At 77.3% G+C, this 15,141-nt stretch carries 15 protein-coding genes; 6 read left to right on the forward strand and 9 right to left on the reverse strand.

Annotated features, from left to right (window positions below):
* Window positions 1–7: 7 nt before the first annotated feature.
* Together KDL28_RS34395 and KDL28_RS34400 are read left to right on the forward strand one after the other, a co-directional pair.
* Window positions 8–1,504, forward strand: a complete 1,497-nt coding sequence (locus KDL28_RS34395; RefSeq protein WP_252445410.1) for a glycoside hydrolase family 16 protein — start codon at window positions 8–10, stop codon at window positions 1,502–1,504.
* Between the two features lie 149 nt (window positions 1,505–1,653).
* Entirely contained in the window at window positions 1,654–2,679 is a 1,026-nt protein-coding gene (locus tag KDL28_RS34400; protein ID WP_252445412.1) for a LacI family DNA-binding transcriptional regulator, read from the forward strand.
* Between the two features lie 55 nt (window positions 2,680–2,734).
* On the opposite strand, the gene KDL28_RS34405 is transcribed toward KDL28_RS34400, so the two are convergent.
* The 6 genes from KDL28_RS34405 to KDL28_RS34430 all read right to left on the reverse strand — a co-directional run bounded on the left by KDL28_RS34405 (window position 2,735) and on the right by KDL28_RS34430 (window position 8,916).
* Window positions 2,735–3,478, reverse strand: a complete 744-nt coding sequence (locus KDL28_RS34405; RefSeq protein ID WP_252445414.1) for a GntR family transcriptional regulator — start codon at window positions 3,476–3,478, stop codon at window positions 2,735–2,737.
* Window positions 3,479–3,580: 102 nt separating this feature from the next.
* Window positions 3,581–4,354 (reverse strand): glucosamine-6-phosphate deaminase, encoded by a 774-nt coding sequence (locus KDL28_RS34410; protein ID WP_252445416.1) that lies wholly within the window; start codon window positions 4,352–4,354, stop codon window positions 3,581–3,583.
* A gap of 1 nt (window position 4,355) precedes the next feature.
* Window positions 4,356–5,540: an N-acetylglucosamine-6-phosphate deacetylase gene (locus KDL28_RS34415; RefSeq protein WP_252445418.1), complete on the reverse strand. Its 1,185-nt coding sequence runs from the start codon at window positions 5,538–5,540 to the stop codon at window positions 4,356–4,358.
* Window positions 5,537–7,240, reverse strand: a complete 1,704-nt coding sequence (locus KDL28_RS34420; protein ID WP_252445420.1) for a putative PEP-binding protein — start codon at window positions 7,238–7,240, stop codon at window positions 5,537–5,539. Before KDL28_RS34420 ends, KDL28_RS34415 begins: the two co-directional genes overlap by 4 nt.
* The gene (locus tag KDL28_RS34425; protein WP_252445422.1) at window positions 7,237–7,494 is read right to left on the reverse strand and encodes an HPr family phosphocarrier protein; all 258 of its coding nucleotides are present in this window, start codon (window positions 7,492–7,494) and stop codon (window positions 7,237–7,239) included. Before KDL28_RS34425 ends, KDL28_RS34420 begins: the two co-directional genes overlap by 4 nt.
* Before the next feature lie 48 nt (window positions 7,495–7,542).
* Complete coding sequence (locus KDL28_RS34430; RefSeq protein ID WP_252445424.1) at window positions 7,543–8,916, reverse strand: PTS transporter subunit EIIC; 1,374 nt, start codon at window positions 8,914–8,916, stop codon at window positions 7,543–7,545.
* Window positions 8,917–9,152: 236 nt separating this feature from the next.
* Between KDL28_RS34430 and KDL28_RS34435 the strand changes: the two genes are divergently transcribed.
* The gene (locus tag KDL28_RS34435) at window positions 9,153–9,383 is read left to right on the forward strand and encodes a PTS sugar transporter subunit IIB (RefSeq protein WP_252445426.1); all 231 of its coding nucleotides are present in this window, start codon (window positions 9,153–9,155) and stop codon (window positions 9,381–9,383) included.
* Window positions 9,380–9,844 (forward strand): PTS sugar transporter subunit IIA, encoded by a 465-nt coding sequence (locus tag KDL28_RS34440; protein WP_252445428.1) that lies wholly within the window; start codon window positions 9,380–9,382, stop codon window positions 9,842–9,844. Before KDL28_RS34435 ends, KDL28_RS34440 begins: the two co-directional genes overlap by 4 nt.
* A gap of 39 nt (window positions 9,845–9,883) precedes the next feature.
* On the opposite strand, the gene KDL28_RS34445 is transcribed toward KDL28_RS34440, so the two are convergent.
* Entirely contained in the window at window positions 9,884–11,086 is a 1,203-nt protein-coding gene (locus KDL28_RS34445) for an MFS transporter (protein ID WP_252445430.1), read from the reverse strand.
* Between the two features lie 90 nt (window positions 11,087–11,176).
* Here KDL28_RS34445 and KDL28_RS34450 point away from each other — a divergent pair, with 90 nt between their 5' ends.
* Window positions 11,177–11,686, forward strand: a complete 510-nt coding sequence (locus tag KDL28_RS34450) for an Lrp/AsnC family transcriptional regulator (RefSeq protein ID WP_252445431.1) — start codon at window positions 11,177–11,179, stop codon at window positions 11,684–11,686.
* A gap of 50 nt (window positions 11,687–11,736) precedes the next feature.
* Window positions 11,737–12,495, forward strand: coding sequence for a CDP-alcohol phosphatidyltransferase family protein (locus KDL28_RS34455; protein ID WP_252445433.1), 759 nt, complete (start codon window positions 11,737–11,739; stop codon window positions 12,493–12,495).
* Here KDL28_RS34455 and KDL28_RS34460 read toward each other — a convergent pair.
* Together KDL28_RS34460 and KDL28_RS34465 are read right to left on the reverse strand one after the other, a co-directional pair.
* Window positions 12,402–13,868 (reverse strand): phytoene desaturase family protein, encoded by a 1,467-nt coding sequence (locus tag KDL28_RS34460; RefSeq protein ID WP_252445434.1) that lies wholly within the window; start codon window positions 13,866–13,868, stop codon window positions 12,402–12,404. The two genes, KDL28_RS34455 and KDL28_RS34460, sit on opposite strands and share 94 nt — an antisense overlap.
* On the reverse strand, window positions 13,865–14,983 hold the full coding sequence (locus tag KDL28_RS34465) for a glycosyltransferase (RefSeq protein ID WP_252445436.1): 1,119 nt from the start codon (window positions 14,981–14,983) through the stop codon (window positions 13,865–13,867). Before KDL28_RS34465 ends, KDL28_RS34460 begins: the two co-directional genes overlap by 4 nt.
* Window positions 14,984–15,141: the final 158 nt, after the last annotated feature.

Below are 15,141 nucleotides of genomic sequence, written 5' to 3' on the forward strand. Positions count from 1 at the left end.
AGGTCCCGTGCCCCCCACTTCCCGTCCCACCGCCGAGCCCGGCGCCGCAGCGCCGACCCGACGACCGCGGTTACCCGTCGCGCTCGCCGCGGCCGGCGCCGCGCTGCTGGTCGCCGTCGCGCTCGCCCCCACGGCCGCGGCAGCGCCCACAGCGTCGACACCGCCCACAGCGCCGGCGGCGCCGTGGGCGCCGACCGCCATCCCCGCCACACCGGCCGGCTGGACGCTGGCCTTCGGCGACGACTTCACCGGTGGCGCCGGGTCGCTGCCCTCGTCGACCGACTGGATCATCGACACCGGCACGAGCTACCCGGGCGGGCCCGCGAACTGGGGCACCGGGGAGATCCAGCGCTACACCGCCGACCCGGCCAACCTCTCCCAGGACGGCGCGGGCAACCTGCGGATCACCCCGCTGCGCGACTCCGGCGGCGCCTGGACCTCCGCGCGCATCGAGACCCGGCGCACCGACTTCCGCCCGCCCGCCGGCGGCATCGTGGCCATGGAGAGCCGCATCCGGATGCCGGACGTCACCGGCGACGCCGCGCTCGGGTACTGGCCGGCGTTCTGGGCGCTCGGCGCGCCGTACCGGGGCGACTACCAGAACTGGCCGGCCATCGGCGAGTTCGACATCATGGAGAACGTCAACGGCGTGAACTCCGTGTGGGGCGTGCTGCACTGCGGCACCAACCCCGGCGGCGCCTGCAACGAGAGCACCGGCATCGGCGCCAGCCGGGCCTGCCCGGGCAGCCCCTGCCAGGCAGGCTTCCACACCTACCGCTTCGAGTGGGACACCTCGGTCAGCCCCAACCAGCTGCGCTGGTACGTCGACGGGCAGCAGTACCACAGCGTGTCGCAGTCCCAGCTGGACGCCACGACCTGGTCGAACATGACCGGCCACGGCTACTTCCTGCTGCTCAACCTGGCCATGGGCGGCGCGTTCCCGAACGCGCTGGCCGGCTCGACGCCCACCGCGGCCACCACCCCCGGCGTGCCGATGGTCGTCGACTACGTGGCCGTGTGGACCGCAGCGGGCTCCGGGGGTGAACCCGACCCCGACCCCGAACCCGACCCCGACCCCGATCCGGGCACCGGCACGGACGCCTACGGCACGCTGCAGGCCGAGGCGTTCACCGAGCAGGGCGGCACGACGACCGAGGCCACCACCGACACCGGCGGCGGGTCCAACCTGGCCGCGCTGGGCAACGGCGACTGGGCGCGCTACTCCGGGATCGACTTCGGCGCCACGCCCGCGCGGCAGTTCCTCGCCCGGGTGGCCTCCGGGGCGGGCGGCGGGGTGAGCGGCCTGGTCGAGGTCCGGCTGGACAGCCGGATCGCCGCCCCGATCGGCAGCTTCGCCATCGCCGGCACCGGCGGCTGGCAGTCGTGGCGGACGGTCCCGGCCGACATCGCGAACGTGACGGGCGTGCACGACGTGTACCTGACGTTCACCAGCGGGCAGCCCGCCGACTTCGTCAACCTCAACTGGTTCACCTTCGGCCGCTGACCCGGCCGACTACGCAGCGCACCCGGAGGGGCGGGTCCGCGGGGCGCGGGCCCGCCCGTCCGGTGTGTAAGCGCTTCCATTGATCATCTCACCCGTTCGCCGCAGCGACCGACTACCGCCCCGGCGTTCCCGACCGGCAGGGTAGGGCCATGAGCACCGACGAGCGCGCCGCGTTCCGGTCGCCGACCCTGGACACCGTGGCCGCCGCGGCCGGGGTGTCGCGGGCCACCGTCTCCCGGGTGGTCAACAACTCCGCGAAGGTCTCCGCCGACGTCCGCGAGCTGGTCGACGCCACCATCACCCGGCTCGGCTACGTCCCCAACCGCACGGCGCGCAGCCTGGCCAAGCGGCGCACCGACTCGGTCGCCCTCGTGCTGCGCGAGGCCGACGCCACGGTGCTCGCCGACCCCTACCTGGCCGCCATGATCATCGCCACCAGCCGCTCACTGGTCGGAACCGGCGTGCAGCTGGTGCTGGTCAACGCCCGCGACGACCCCGAGCACGGCACCCTGGCCGACTACGTCCGCGGCGGCCACGTCGACGGCGTGCTGCTGGCGTCCATGCACGCCGACGACCCCCTGCCGCGGATCCTCGTCGAGGCGCGGGTGCCGACCGTGGTCGGCGGCCGCCCGGAGCGCCCGGTGCCGGGCCTGGCCTACGTCGACTGCGACAACGTGGGCGGCGGGCGCCTGGCCGCCGAGCACCTGGTGGGCACCGGGCGGCGGCGGATCGCCTCCATCGCCGGGCCGCCCGACATGACCGCGGCCGCCGACCGGCTCACCGGGTACCACCGCGGGCTGGCCCACGCCGGGCTGCCCATCGGCCCGATCGCCTTCGGCGACTTCACCCGGGTGTCGGGCGAGCGGGCGATGACCGAGCTGCTCGAGCGCGCCCCCGACCTGGACGCCGTGTTCGCGGCCAACGACCTGATGGCGGTGGGCGCGCTGCGGGTGCTGCGCGCCGCGGGCCGGCGGGTGCCAGAGGACGTCGCCGTGGTCGGCTACGACGACGTCGAGCTGGCCTCGCTGACCGAGCCGGCGCTGAGCAGCGTGCACCAGCCGGTCAGCGAGCAGGCCGACACGATGACCGAGCTGCTGCTGCGCCAGATCGGCGGCGCCGCCCCCGGCGACCCGGTGCTGCTGCCGGTCGAGCTGGTGCGCCGCGACTCCAGCTGATTTACCGGCACCCGCTCGCGACCACCGCCGAGGACGCGCGGCGCGAGCCGAGCGGTCACCAGCCGCGCTGGTCCGGCGAGGCCACCAGCGACATCTGCAGCTCGTAGCGATCGCCGCGGTAGGTCGTCAGCGCGTGCTCCACGGCCACGTCGCCGCTGTAGGAGATCCGGTCGGCGACCAGCACCGGGCGGCGCGGGGCCAGGCCGAGCAGCGTGGCCATCTCCGCGCTGGCCTCGGCCGAGCCGACGGTCTGCTCGGCCCGATCGATCGTGTGCCCGTACTGGTCGGCCATCGCCCGGTAGACCGACTGCGTCAGGTCGAGCTTGTCCAGCCCGGGGAACAGCTCCGCCGGGTACCAGCCCTCGTCCACCGAGATCTGCAGCTTGTCGGCCAGCCGCAGCCGGCGCAGGTGGTAGGCCTCGGCGCGCTCGTCCAGGCCGAGCGCGGCCGCCGTGCGCGGGGGCGGGACCTCCCGCTCCGCGCTCAGCACCACGGTCGAGGGCTCCATCCCCATCCGGCGCATCTCGTCGGTGAACGAGGCCAGGTGCAGCCGGGAGCGGGCGGTGCGCGCGGCGACGAACGTGCCCTTGCCGCGCACCCGCACGAGCAGGCCCTCGGCCTCCAGCTGGCCGATGGTCCGGCGCACCGTGATCCGGCTGACCCCGTGGTCCAGGCAGAGCTGGCGCTCGCTGGGCAGCACGTCGCCCGGGGTCAGCGAGCGGGCCAGGTCGATCAGGATGGTGCGCAGCTGCTCGTGCTTGGGCACCATCCCGTCGACGATGTGCCGATTCTGCGCCACCCTTGGTCCCCTCCCGATGCCCCCCGGTCGCGCTGCCCCTCCCGCGCCGTCCCGGCCATCTTCCCATCCGGCCGCGACCCGCACCGCCGAATGGCCGTGTCGTCAGCCCAGGTCGCAGGCCGCGGCGTAGCGGTAGTGGTCGCCGTGGCGCAGCTCGGCCGCGGCGGCCTCGTCCAGCACGACGGTGACCCGCGGGTGCCACTGCAGCACCGAGCCCGGGCAGGACGCCGAGAGCGGGCCCTCCAGCGCCGCCGCCACCGCCGCGGCCTTGCCCGCCCCGGCCGCCATCAGCACCAGGTGCTCGGCCCGGCCGATGGTGCCCAGCCCCTGGGTGATCACCCGCCGCGGCACGGCGGCCAGCGACCGGAAGAAACGGGCGTTGTCCTGGCGGGTCCGCTCGGTGAGCGCGACGACCCGCGTCGTGGAGCGCAGCGACGAGCCGGGCTCGTTGAACCCGAGGTGGCCGTTGCTGCCGATCCCGAGCAGCTGCACGGCGACCGGGCCACCGGTGCGCAGGGCGCGCTCGTAGTCGACGGCGGCCTTGGCCGGCTCGGGGTGCACGCCGTCGGGGCCGTGCACGGCGGCGGGGTCGATGTCGAGCTGCCCGGTGAACTCGCGGCGGATCACCTCGCGGTAGGCCTGCGGGTGGCCGTCGGGCAGACCGATGTACTCGTCGAGCAGGTAGGCGCTGACCCGCGCGAAGGACAGGCCCTCGACGCGGTGGCGGCGGATGAGCTCGCGGTAGGCAGGCAGCGGCGAGGAGCCGGTGGCCAGCCCGAGCACCGTGCGCCCGCCGCCGTCGCCGATCGCCTTCGCCACGATGTCGGCCACCGCGCTCCCGCGCTCCCGCGCGTCGTCCAGGATGAGCACGCGCACGTCAGACCGCCTCCCGTCCGGGCTCGGAGTGCACCCAGTGGCCGGCCCGCATCACGGCCACGGGCGTCAGGTCGTCGTCGGTGAGCACCAGGTCGGCGCGGCGGCCGGCGACCAGGTCGCCCACGTCGGCCAGCCCGAGCAGCCGGGCCGGGGTGGCGCTGGCCGCGGTGACGGCGTCGGCCAGCCCGACACCGCTGTGGCGGACCACGCGGCGCACCACGTCGATGAGCCGGGAGGTGCCCCCGGCGATGGCGCCGGGCGGGTCGCCGGCCAGCCGGGCGACGCCCTGCACGACGTCGGTGAGCAGCGAGCCCAGCCGGTAGCGTCCGTCGGCCTGCCCCGCGGCCGCCATCGCGTCGGTGACCAGCGCGATCCGCCGCGGCCCGACCAGGTCGAACACCGCCGCCACGGTCTCGTCGTCCAGGTGCACGCCGTCGGCGACCAGCTCCAGCACCATCTCCCCGCGGGCCGCGGCGGCCAGGCAGGCGGCCACCGGGCCGGGCGCGCGGTGGTGCATCGGGGGCATGCCGTTGAACAGGTGGGTGGCGCTCAGCGGCCCGCCGCCGACCTCGCCGATCGCCTCGCGGGTGAGCCCCGCCCCGGCGTCGGTGTGGCCCAGACTGGGCAGCACGTCGTGCTCGGCCATGGTCTTGACCAGCTCGGCGTAGCGCGCGGTCTCCGGGGCCAGGGTCATCGACCGGACGGTCCCGCCGCCCGCCTCGATGAGCTCGCGCAGCAGGTCCGGGTCGCCCGGGACGATCATCCGGGGGTCCTGGGCGCCGCAGCGCGCCGCGGACAGGAACGGGCCCTCCAGGTGGATCCCGGCCAGCTCGCCCGCCACGACCAGCGGCGCGAGCAGCCGCACCCGCTCCCGCAGGACCTCGGCCCGCGCCGAGACCAGGCTGCCCACCAGCGAGGTGGTGCCGTGGCGGAGGTGGTGCTCCGCGGCGGCGCGCACCCCGGCGCGGTCGGAGTCGGGGAAGCCGTGCCCGGCGCCCCCGTGGCAGTGCACGTCGACCAGCCCGGGCAGCAGCGTGCCCGCCGGCTCCGGCGGCCGCGGCCCGCTCCACCCGGCCGTGGGACCGGCGAACTCGATCCGGTCGCCGCGCACGGCGACCAGCCCGTCGTCGATCAGCCGGCCCGCGCTGACCAGCGTCCCGCGCAGCAGGTGCTGCCCCGCTGTCATCCGGCTCCCTCCCGCCGCCCGACGGCGTCCGGCCCGACCGCCGCCGCGGCCGCCCTGGCCTCATCGGGGCCGCGCGCGGACCGTGCCGCCGCGGCGCGCTCGCGACACACCGGCATGCCGACCGCGGCCAGTGCCGCGCGGACGTGCGCCCGCGCGCCCGCCGCGGTGGACAGGCTCGTCGCCCCCAGCCCGACCAGCACGGTGGCCAGCAGCGGGTCGGCCGCGGCCTCGCCGCACACCCCGACCGGCTTGCCCGCCGCGGCCCCGGCCGCGCCGACCATCGCGACGAGGTCGAGCAGCGCGGGCTGCCACGGGTCGAGCAGGTGGCCCAGCGGCCCGCAGGCGCGGTCGGCGGCCATCACGTACTGGCCGAGGTCGTTGGTGCCGATGCTGACGAAGTCGACCACCTCGAACAGCTCGGCGGCGCGCAGCGCGGCCGAGGGCACCTCGACCATCACCCCGACCCGGGTCAGGCCGTGGCGGTGCGCGGCCTCGGCGAACGCGGCCGCCTCCTGCGCGGTGCTGACCATGGGGGCCATCACGCTCGGGGTGCGCCCCGTGCCGGCCGCGGCCATGGCCAGCGCGGCGAGCTGCTCGTCGAGCACCCCCGGGTTGGCCCCCGACGTGCGCAGCCCGCGCACCCCCAGCGCGGGGTTGTCCTCCGGGCCCAGCGGGAGGAAGGCCAGCGGCTTGTCCGAGCCGGCGTCCAGGGTGCGGACCACGACCGGCCGCTCGCCGAACGCGGCCAGCACGGCGGCGTAGATGCGGGCCTGCTCGTCCACCGAGGGACGCACGGCGCGGTCGAGGAAGAGCAGCTCGGTGCGCAGCAGGCCGACGCCCTCGCTGTCGGTGGCCGCCGCGGCCAGCGCGTCGGGGCCGCTGCCCACGTTGGTCAGCAGGGGCACCGGGTGCCCGTCCGCGGTGCGCCCCGGCCCCGGCTCCAGCGACGGGGAGCTCTGTCCCGCGCCGTCGTCGACCTCATGACCCCGGTCTCCGGGCTCGGGCGGGTCGATCTCGACGGTGCCGGTGGTCCCGTCGAGCCGGACGGGGGTGCCGGGCGCGAGGGCGCCGGCGCCGGCGCAACCGACGACGGCGGGCAGCCCGAGCGCGCGGGCCAGGATCGCGGTGTGGCTGGTCGGGCCGCCCTGCTCGGTCAGCAGGCCGACCACGTCGCCGCCGGCCAGACCGGCGGTGTCGGCCGGGGACAGGTCGGTGGCCACCAGCACCACCGGGTGCCCGGGCGCCGGGACGCCGGGCATCGGCTGCCCCGACAGCACCGCCACCACCCGCTCGCCGACGTCGCGCAGGTCGGCGGCGCGCTCGGCGAGGTAGCCCCCGTGCGCGCGCAGCCGCTCGCAGAACCCGCGCACCGCCAGGGTGACCGCGTGGCCGGTGGGCGCGCCGCGGTCGAGCTCGGCGCCCGCCGCGCCCAGCAGCGCCGGGTCGGCGGCCATGGCCGAGGTCGCGAACAGCACGTCCGCGGCCACGCCGCCGGCCCGCTCGGCCCGCCCGGCCAGGTCGTCGGCCACCTCGGCCAGCGCCGCGGCGACCCGCTCGCGCTCGACCGCCGGGTCGGCGCCCACCGGGTCGTCCGGTGAGGTCGACACGGGCGGCCCGAGCCGCACCACCGGGGCGCTGACCACGCCGGGGCTGACCCCGCGCCCGGTCAGCACCCCGGCGGGCGAGACCGTGCTCGTCACGGCTTCCCCAGCAGGGCGGCCAGCGAGTCGAGGACCTCCTCGCTGCGCTCGCCCTCCGCGCTGAGCACGACCTCCTGGCCGTGCCCGACGCCCAGCGTCATCACGGCCAGCATGCTGGCCGCGTCCACCGGCTCACCGCCGGCGACCTGCAGCCGCACGGGGATGCCGCTGGCCGCGGCGGCGCGGGTGAAGGTGGCCGCGGGGCGGGCGTGCAGCCCGACCTCGGAGGCGACGACGACGGTACGGCTGGGCACGGTGGCGCTCGCTTTCGGTGCGGGGGTCGGGACGGGTCGGGCCGGGGGTCAGCCGGTGGTCGGCGGGTCGGTGGGCCGACGGTGGCCCGGCTCGGCGGAGCCCTCGCCCGCGGACTCGGCGGTCCTGGTGTCCGCGCCCGTGTCGGTGGACATGGCGGTGGCCGTCTGGGTGGCGGTGGCGGGCTTCGGGGCGGCCGCGGCGGTCACGGCGTCGTCCTCGACCGGCTCGTCCTCGCGGCCCGGGGTGCGCAGGTTCCAGCGGCGGATGACGAACCGGAACAGCACGTAGTAGATGACCGCGTAGATCGCGCCCAGCACGAGGAGCAGCAGCGGCTGGGTGGCCTGGCCGAAGTTGAGCACGTAGTCGATGGCGCCCGCGGAGAAGGTGAACCCGTCGTGGATGCCCAGCGCGTTGCTGATCGCCAGCGAGGAGCCGGTGAGCAGCGCGTGCACCACGTACAGCGGCCAGGCCACGAACAGGAACGAGAACTCCAGCGGCTCGGTGATACCGGTGACGAACGCGGTCAGGGCGGTGGACAGCATGATGCCGCCGACGACCTTGCGCTGGGCGGGCTTGGCCTCGTGCCAGATCGCGATGGCCGCGGCGGGCAGGGCGAACATCATGATCGGGAAGAAGCCGGTCATGAAGGTGCCCGCGGTGGGGTCGCCCGCGAAGAACCGGTTGAGGTCGCCGTGCACGCCGTTGTAGTCGCCGACGATGAACCAGACGACCGAGTTCAGGATGTGGTGCAGGCCCAGCGGGATGAGCAGCCGGTTGGCCACGCCGAAGATGCCGCCGCCGATCACGGTGTTGGCGTCGACGGCCTCGCCGAGCGCGGTGAGCCCGTTGTTGAACACCGGGTAGATCAGCGCCATCAGCACGCCGACCACCATCGCGACCAGGGCCACGATGATCGGCACGCACCGCCTGCCGCCGAAGAAGGCCAGGTAGGTCGGCAGCTTCGTGCGGTAGAACCGCTGCCAGAGCACCGCGGCGAGCAGGCCGATCACGATGCCGCCGAGCACCCCGAAGTTGATCTCGGCGGGTTCGCCCTTCGAGTCCACGACGCCGTCGAGCACCAGCGGGCTCATCGCCGTGAACACCCCGTCGAGCACGAGGTAGCCGACGACGGCGGCCAGCGCGGTGGAGCCGTCGGAGCGCTTGGCCCAGCCGATCGCGATGCCGACCGCGAAGATCAGCGGCAGGTTGTCGAACAGCGCCCCGCCCGCCGCGCCGATCACCGAGGCGACGTTCTCCAGGCCGGGTACCGCACCGAGCAGGTCGTCCTGCCCCAGGCGCAGCAGCAGGCCCGCCGCGGGTAGCGCGGCGATCGGCAGCATCAGGCTGCGGCCCAGCCGTTGCAGTCCGGCCAGGCCGAAGCGGCCCTTCGGCGGCGCGGGTGCGGCGACGCTCGTGCTCATGGCGACCCCTGCTCACTCGTGAGTTCGTGTGTTGTCTCGTTACCGGCGCACCGGTACGGTCCGGTAATTACCAGTTGGCGGAGAGAGTGGACCGCCGACGGCGATACGTCAACCACGAGTTGTGAAGTCCGGGTCAAATCCGGCTCCCGAGCCCGCGCGTCACCGCCGCGGGCCGTCGGGCAGGCTGGCGCGACCGCGGACGCCGGGTCAGCGGCACGGATGCGAGGAGGGGCCACATGGCCAGCGCGGAGGAGATCGTCAGCGGGCTCGGCGGGGCGGACAACATCGTCGAGGTCGAGGGGTGCATCACCCGGCTGCGGACCGAGGTCCGCGACCCGTCCCTGGTCGACGAGCGCGCGCTGCGCGCCAGCGGCGCGCACGGCGTGGTGATGGCCGGCACGATCGTGCAGGTCGTCGTCGGGCCGGAGGCCGACACCCTGGCCGACGACGTGCAGGACCTGTTGTGAGCCCGGTGCAGGTGCTGGCGCCGCTGGCGGGCACGCTGGTCGGGCTGGCCGACGTGCCCGACCCGGTGTTCGCCGAGCAGCTGGTCGGGGCGGGCGCCGCCGTCGAGCCCGCCGCGGGCGCCGGGCGCACCGCGGTGTGCGCGCCGGTCGCGGGCACGGTGGTCAAGGCCCACCCGCACGCCTTCATCGTCCAGCACGAGTCGGGCGCCGCCGTGCTGGTGCACGTCGGGATCGACACGGTGAAGCTGGCCGGCGAGGGCTTCGAGCGCCACGTCGACGAGGGCGCGGTGGTGGCCGCGGGCGACCCGGTCGTCACCTTCGACCCGACGGCGGTGCGCGGGCGCGGGCTGTCGGCGGTGACGCCGGTCGTGGTGCTCGACTCGGCCCCGGACAGCGTCCCCGGCCTGCGCACCGGCCAGGACGTCGACGCGGGCGAGCCGCTCTACGCCTGGGAGGGCTGACACCGGTACTCGGCCCGGGGCCTCCGGCCCGGAGGCCGTTCACGGCCGGACCGCGGGCGCCCGGGTGGGTCGGGGCGACCGGGCCAGCACCGGCAGCACCAGCAGGGCCGCGGCCGCGCCTGCCGCGGCCAGCACCGGGTAGCCGCCGCCGGCCAGCAGCGGGCCCGACGCCGCGCCACCGGTCGCGGCGGCGACCCCCATCGCGGCCTCGCCCAGCCCCTCGCGCCGCGGCCGCCCGGCGACCGGCACGCCCGCGGTGAGCAGGGCGCTGCCCGCGACCAGCGCGAGGTTCCAGCCCGCGCCCAGCAGCACCATCGCCGCACCGACCACGAGCGGGGCCTGCCCGCCCGCCGCGACCGCGCACGCCGCGACCAGCACGGCGGTCGCGAGCGCCGCGGCCCGGCGCGGGCCCGCCCGCGCGGTGAGCCGGGCGCTGAGCGGCGCAGGCGCGTACATGGCGGCGATGTGGGCGCTGACCACCGCACCGATCGCCCACAGCCCGGCCCCGCCGTGGTGCAGGTGCAGGGGGGTCATCGTCATCACCGCGACCATCACCAGGTTCGCCAGCGCGAGGGTGGCGATCCCGGCCGCGCCGACGGGCAGCGCGCGCTCCGGACGCGCCCCGGGCTCCGCCGCGACCGGTCGCGGCAGCCCGCGCAGACCCCCGAGCAGCACGGCCGCGGCCGCCGCGAACGCCGCCGCCGCCATCGCGAACGACCCCGTCGCCCACCCGGTCCCCGCCGCGGCGGCCAGCAGCGCGGCCGGCCCGAGCAGGTTGGGTCCGGTCACCGCGCCGACGGTGACGGCCAGCAGGACCGCGGCCATCGCCGCCGGCCGGGCGCGCTCCGCGACGAGGTCCGCCGCGGCGTACCGGCCCAGGCTCACCGCCGTCGCCCCCGCGCCGATGAGCGCGTTGCCGACCAGCACGACCACCAGCACGCCCGGTGCGACCGCGATGACCGCGCAGCCCAGCGCGCCCCCCGCGGCGCCGGTCGCGAGCCCGGCCCGCCTGCCGTGGCGGGCGGTCAGCCGCGAGAGCGCCAGCCCCGCCGCGGCGGCCCCGGTGACCTGCGCGGTCATCGGCAGGCCCGCCACGGCGTCGGGCCAGCCCGCGGCCGGGGCGAGCAGGCCGCTGGCCGCTCCGGCCAGCGACTGCGCGAGGCCGCCGAGGGCCCCGGCGCCCCACAGCGCGCGGCGGATCGGGCGGGTCGGTGCGGGCCGCGAGGGGCCGGTGCTGGGCATGCCACCACGCTAGGAAGGCGGCTCGCCTCGCCGAAGGGTCTGTGACAGGGTCTTCTCGTCAGGGAGTTGACGCCCGAAAGGCGAATCGCCATGTCAACCGTTCGTCCGGATCCGGTGCTCGACGCGACCGACTGGCGGCTGCTCGGCGAGCTGCAGGCCGACGGCAGGCTGTCGTTCAAGGAGCTGGCCCGCCGCATCCACCTCTCTCCGCCCGCGGTGGCCGAGCGCGTCCGGCGGTTGGAGCAGTCCGGGGTGATCACCGGCTACGCGGCGCGGGTCGACCCGGCCCGGGCCGGGCAGCCGCTGCTGGCGTTCGTCCAGATGCGCTGCTCGCTGGGCCGCTGCCTGCTGCGCACGACCACCGCCGAGGAGTTCCCGGAGCTCGTGGAGATCCACAAGCTGTCCGGGGAGCACTGCACGCTGCTCAAGGCCAGGGCCGCGTCGCTGCGCCACCTGGAGGGCCTGGTCGAGCGGCTCGGCGAGCACGGCGAGATGCGCACCCACATCGTGCTGTCCACCCAGTACGACGGCAGGCCCGTGGAGCCGGTGGCCGAGTCCAGGCCGATCACGCCGTCGGCCGGCTGGGGCGGGTCGCGGTGAGGCGGCGCACCCGCCGCGCGCCCCGCCCGGGCGGGTGCCAGGCTGCCCCGGTGGAGCCCGGCGGTGTGCGCGGCTGGTCCGACCTGCACGGCGGGGTCGAGGTGTCCGGCCCGGCGAGGGTGTGGCTGCGCGGGGTGCAGCGGTTGGCGGCGGTCGGCCCGGTGGCCCGGATCCCGCCCGACGCGCTGACCGCCGCCGGCCTGCTCAGCACCGCCGGCGCGCTCGCCGCCGCGGTGGCGGGCGGGCGCTGGGCGCTGCTGAGCGTGCTGCTGGTGGTGCTCGCCGGTGTGCTGGACGGTCTGGACGGCGCGGTCGCGCTGCGCTCCGGTCGCGCGCGGCCGCTCGGTGCGGTGCTCGACGCGACCGCCGACCGGGTCGGCGACCTGCTGCTCGCCGCCGTCCTCGCGGTGCTCGGCGCCCCGCCGCCGTGGTGCGCGGCCGCGGCCGCCCTGGTGCTGCTGCACGAGTACGTCCGGGCCCGCGCGCAGGCGGCGGGGATGCCCGGGGCGGGCGCGGTGACCGTGGCCGAGCGCCCGACCCGGATCATCCTGGTCGCGGTGGCCGCGCTCGGCGCCGGCGCGCTGCCCGCGGGCACCCCGCTGACCGGGTGGGACTGGGCCACCGTCTGCGCGGTCGCCTGGGTGGTGGTGGGAGCGGTGGGGCTGGTGCACCTCGCGGTCGGCGTGGTGCGCCACGTGCCGGCGGCGTTCCCGGGTCAGGCCGGGCCGACCAGCCCGGACACGATCTCGGCCGACAGCGCCACCAGCGGCAACCCCCCGCCGGGGTGCGCCGAGCCGCCCACCAGGTAGAGCCCCGGCACCGGGGAGCGGTTCGCCGGGCGCAGCAGCGCCGCCGCGGCGCCGTGCGAGGCCGTGCCGTAGATCGAGCCGCCCGGCGAGGCGGTGTCGCGCTCCAGGTCGGCCGGCGTGCGCACCTCCCGCCAGCGCACCCGGTCGCGGACGTCGCAGCCGCGGGCGGCCAGCACGGCCAGGACCCGGTCGGCGTAGCGCTCGGCCAGGCCCGGCGCATCCCAGTCGACGCCGCGGACCGGGTCGTGCGGTGGGGCGTTCACCAGCACGAACCAGCCCTCCCCGCGGTCGTCGGGGCGCAGGGCCGGGTCGTCGGGGGCGTGCACGTAGACCGTCGGGTCGGCCACCGGCGTCGGGCGCCCGCCCAGCACGGCGTCGAACTCGGCGTCGTAGTCGGCGGGGAAGAACACCCGGTGCGCCGGTCCCGGTTCGCGGCCCTGCAGGGCCAGCAGCAGCACGAACCCGGCCAACGACCGGGGTGCGCGGCGCAGCGAGCGGCGGGCCCGCCCGGCCACGCCCGCGGGCAGCAGCCGCTCGTAGAGCACGGCCGCGTCGGCGTCGCTCACGACGACGTCGGCCGGTACCGGCCCGTCGCCCAGCCGCACCCCGGCCACCCGCCCGTCGCGGACCTCGATGCCGAGGACCTCCGAGCCCAGGTGCACGGCCACCCCCAGCTCGCGGCAGCGCCCCAGCAGCGCGTCGGCCAGCCCGCGCAGGCCCCCGCGCACGTACCAGGCCCCGAAGTGCTGCTCGACGTACGCCGTGACCGACAGCACCGACGGCGTGCGCCGCGGGTCGGAGCCGGAGTAGGTGGCGTAGCGGTCGAGCCAGGCGCGCAGCCGGGGGTCGGGCAGCATCGCGGTGCCGAGCCCGCGCAGGGTGCGCCACGGCGCGACGGTCCGCAGGTCGCCCAGGCGCCGGGAGAAGCGCAGCAGGTCGGGCGCGGTCAGCGGGCGGCGCAGCACGGGCTCGCCGACCAGCTGCCACAGCCGTCCCGAACGGGCGTGCAGCGCCGACCAGGCCGCGCCCGCCCCGGGCCCGAGCGCGGCGTCGAGCGCGGCGGGCACCGCCGCCGGGTCGTGCGGCAGGTCGAGGACGGTCCCGTCGGCGAAGCGGTAGCGGCAGGCCGGGTCGACGGGGTCGAGCACCAGGTCGGCGGGCCCGCCGGTGGCGGCGAACAGGTCGTCGAAGACGTGCGGCAGGGTGAGCAGCGAGGGGCCGGTGTCGAAGGCGAACCCGTCGCGGCGGTACCGCCCCAGCTTGCCGCCGTGGGTGGCGGCCCGCTCGTGCACGGCGACGTCGTGGCCCAGCGCCGCGAGCCGGGCCGCCGCGGCGAGCCCGCCGACGCCCGCGCCGACCACGACCACCCTCACAGCCGCCTGCCCTTCCAGGTCAGGGTGCCCCGCCGGTGGCCGATCCAGGAGCGCGCCCACAGCCACAGCAGCGCCGCCACCGAGACCGGGTGGGCCAGCGCGTCGGGCCAGGCGGGCACCCGGGCCCGGCGGGCGGCCATCGCCCGGCCGGCGACCGCCGCCGCGTAGCCGACGAGCCCGGCGCGGGAGCCGCGGGCCGCGGCGACCGCCGGCACGACGTAGGTCAGCGCCAGCAGCCCGGCCACCGCCACCGACGACGCCGGCGGCCCGAACGCCGACCACAGCGACTTGCGGTACCCGGCGCTGAGGTCGGCCCACCCCTCGTACATCCGGCAGGTCGCCAGCGCGGTGCCGTCGGCCACCCCGACCCGGCCCCCGGCCCGCTTCACCGCCCGGGCCAGCGCGATGTCGTCCAGCACGGCGCCCGCGGCGGCCATCGGACCGCCCGCGGCGGCGAGCGCGGCCGCGTCGACCACCAGGAACTGGCCGTTCGCGGCCACCATCGACGGGCGAGGGGAGCGCTCGGCCACGCGCAGCGGCAGCGTCACCAACCACGACCAGGCCAGCAGCGGCTGCACGAGCCGCGGGCCGGGGCCGTCGGCGAGCTGGCGCGGCCACGGGCAGAGCAGGTCGAGCCCGGCCCCGCGCAGCACGACGATCGCCGCGGCGACGGCGTGCGGGGCCAGCACGACGTCGGCGTCGACGAACACCAGCACGCGGCCGCGGGCGGCGGCGGCCAGCTGGGCGCAGGCGTGCGGCTTGCCGAGCGCGCCCGGCGGCGGCGGGTTGCCGACGAGCACCCGCAGCCGCGGGTCGCCCGCCGCCACCGCCCGCACGACGTCGGCGGTGCCGTCGGTGGAGCCGTCGTCCAGCACCAGCACCTCCAGCTCGCCGACCCCGGTCTGGGCGAGCAGCGAGTGGATGGTCGGGGCGATGCGGGCGGCCTCGTCGCGCGCCGGGACCAGCACCGACACCGGTCCGGCCACCGGCGGCGGCTGGGCGGGCGGCACCCGCAGGGCGCGCTGGTTGACCAGCTGGTGGGCGGTGCCGGCCAGGGCGAGCAGGGCACCGGCCCGCACCGCCGCGGCGCCGGCCCGCGGGGAGCGTGCGGACATCGGTGACGACCCTAGGGCCGGCGGGCCGCCGACGCGCGTCGACGGCCCGGGCGGCGCCCGCGGTGGGCACTGCGGTGGGCACTGCGGTGGGCACTGCGGTGGGCACTGCGGTGGGCACTGCGGTGGGCACTGCGGTGGGCACTGCGGTGGGCACTGCG

This window comes from Pseudonocardia humida (genome assembly GCF_023898865.1).
GTDB lineage: Bacteria > Actinomycetota > Actinomycetes > Mycobacteriales > Pseudonocardiaceae > Pseudonocardia > Pseudonocardia humida.

Bases quoted from the DNA above. Each gene is read 5' to 3' on its own strand.
- KDL28_RS34400 (WP_252445412.1), top strand. From the start codon at position 1,654: ATGAGCACCGACGAGCGCGCCGCGTTCCGGTCGCCGACCCTGGACACC.
- KDL28_RS34415 (WP_252445418.1), bottom strand. From the start codon at position 5,540: ATGACAGCGGGGCAGCACCTGCTGCGCGGGACGCTGGTCAGCGCGGGC.
- KDL28_RS34430 (WP_252445424.1), bottom strand. From the start codon at position 8,916: ATGAGCACGAGCGTCGCCGCACCCGCGCCGCCGAAGGGCCGCTTCGGC.
- KDL28_RS34435 (WP_252445426.1), top strand. From the start codon at position 9,153: ATGGCCAGCGCGGAGGAGATCGTCAGCGGGCTCGGCGGGGCGGACAAC.
- KDL28_RS34445 (WP_252445430.1), bottom strand. From the start codon at position 11,086: ATGCCCAGCACCGGCCCCTCGCGGCCCGCACCGACCCGCCCGATCCGC.
- KDL28_RS34450 (WP_252445431.1), top strand. From the start codon at position 11,177: ATGTCAACCGTTCGTCCGGATCCGGTGCTCGACGCGACCGACTGGCGG.
- KDL28_RS34465 (WP_252445436.1), bottom strand. From the start codon at position 14,983: ATGTCCGCACGCTCCCCGCGGGCCGGCGCCGCGGCGGTGCGGGCCGGT.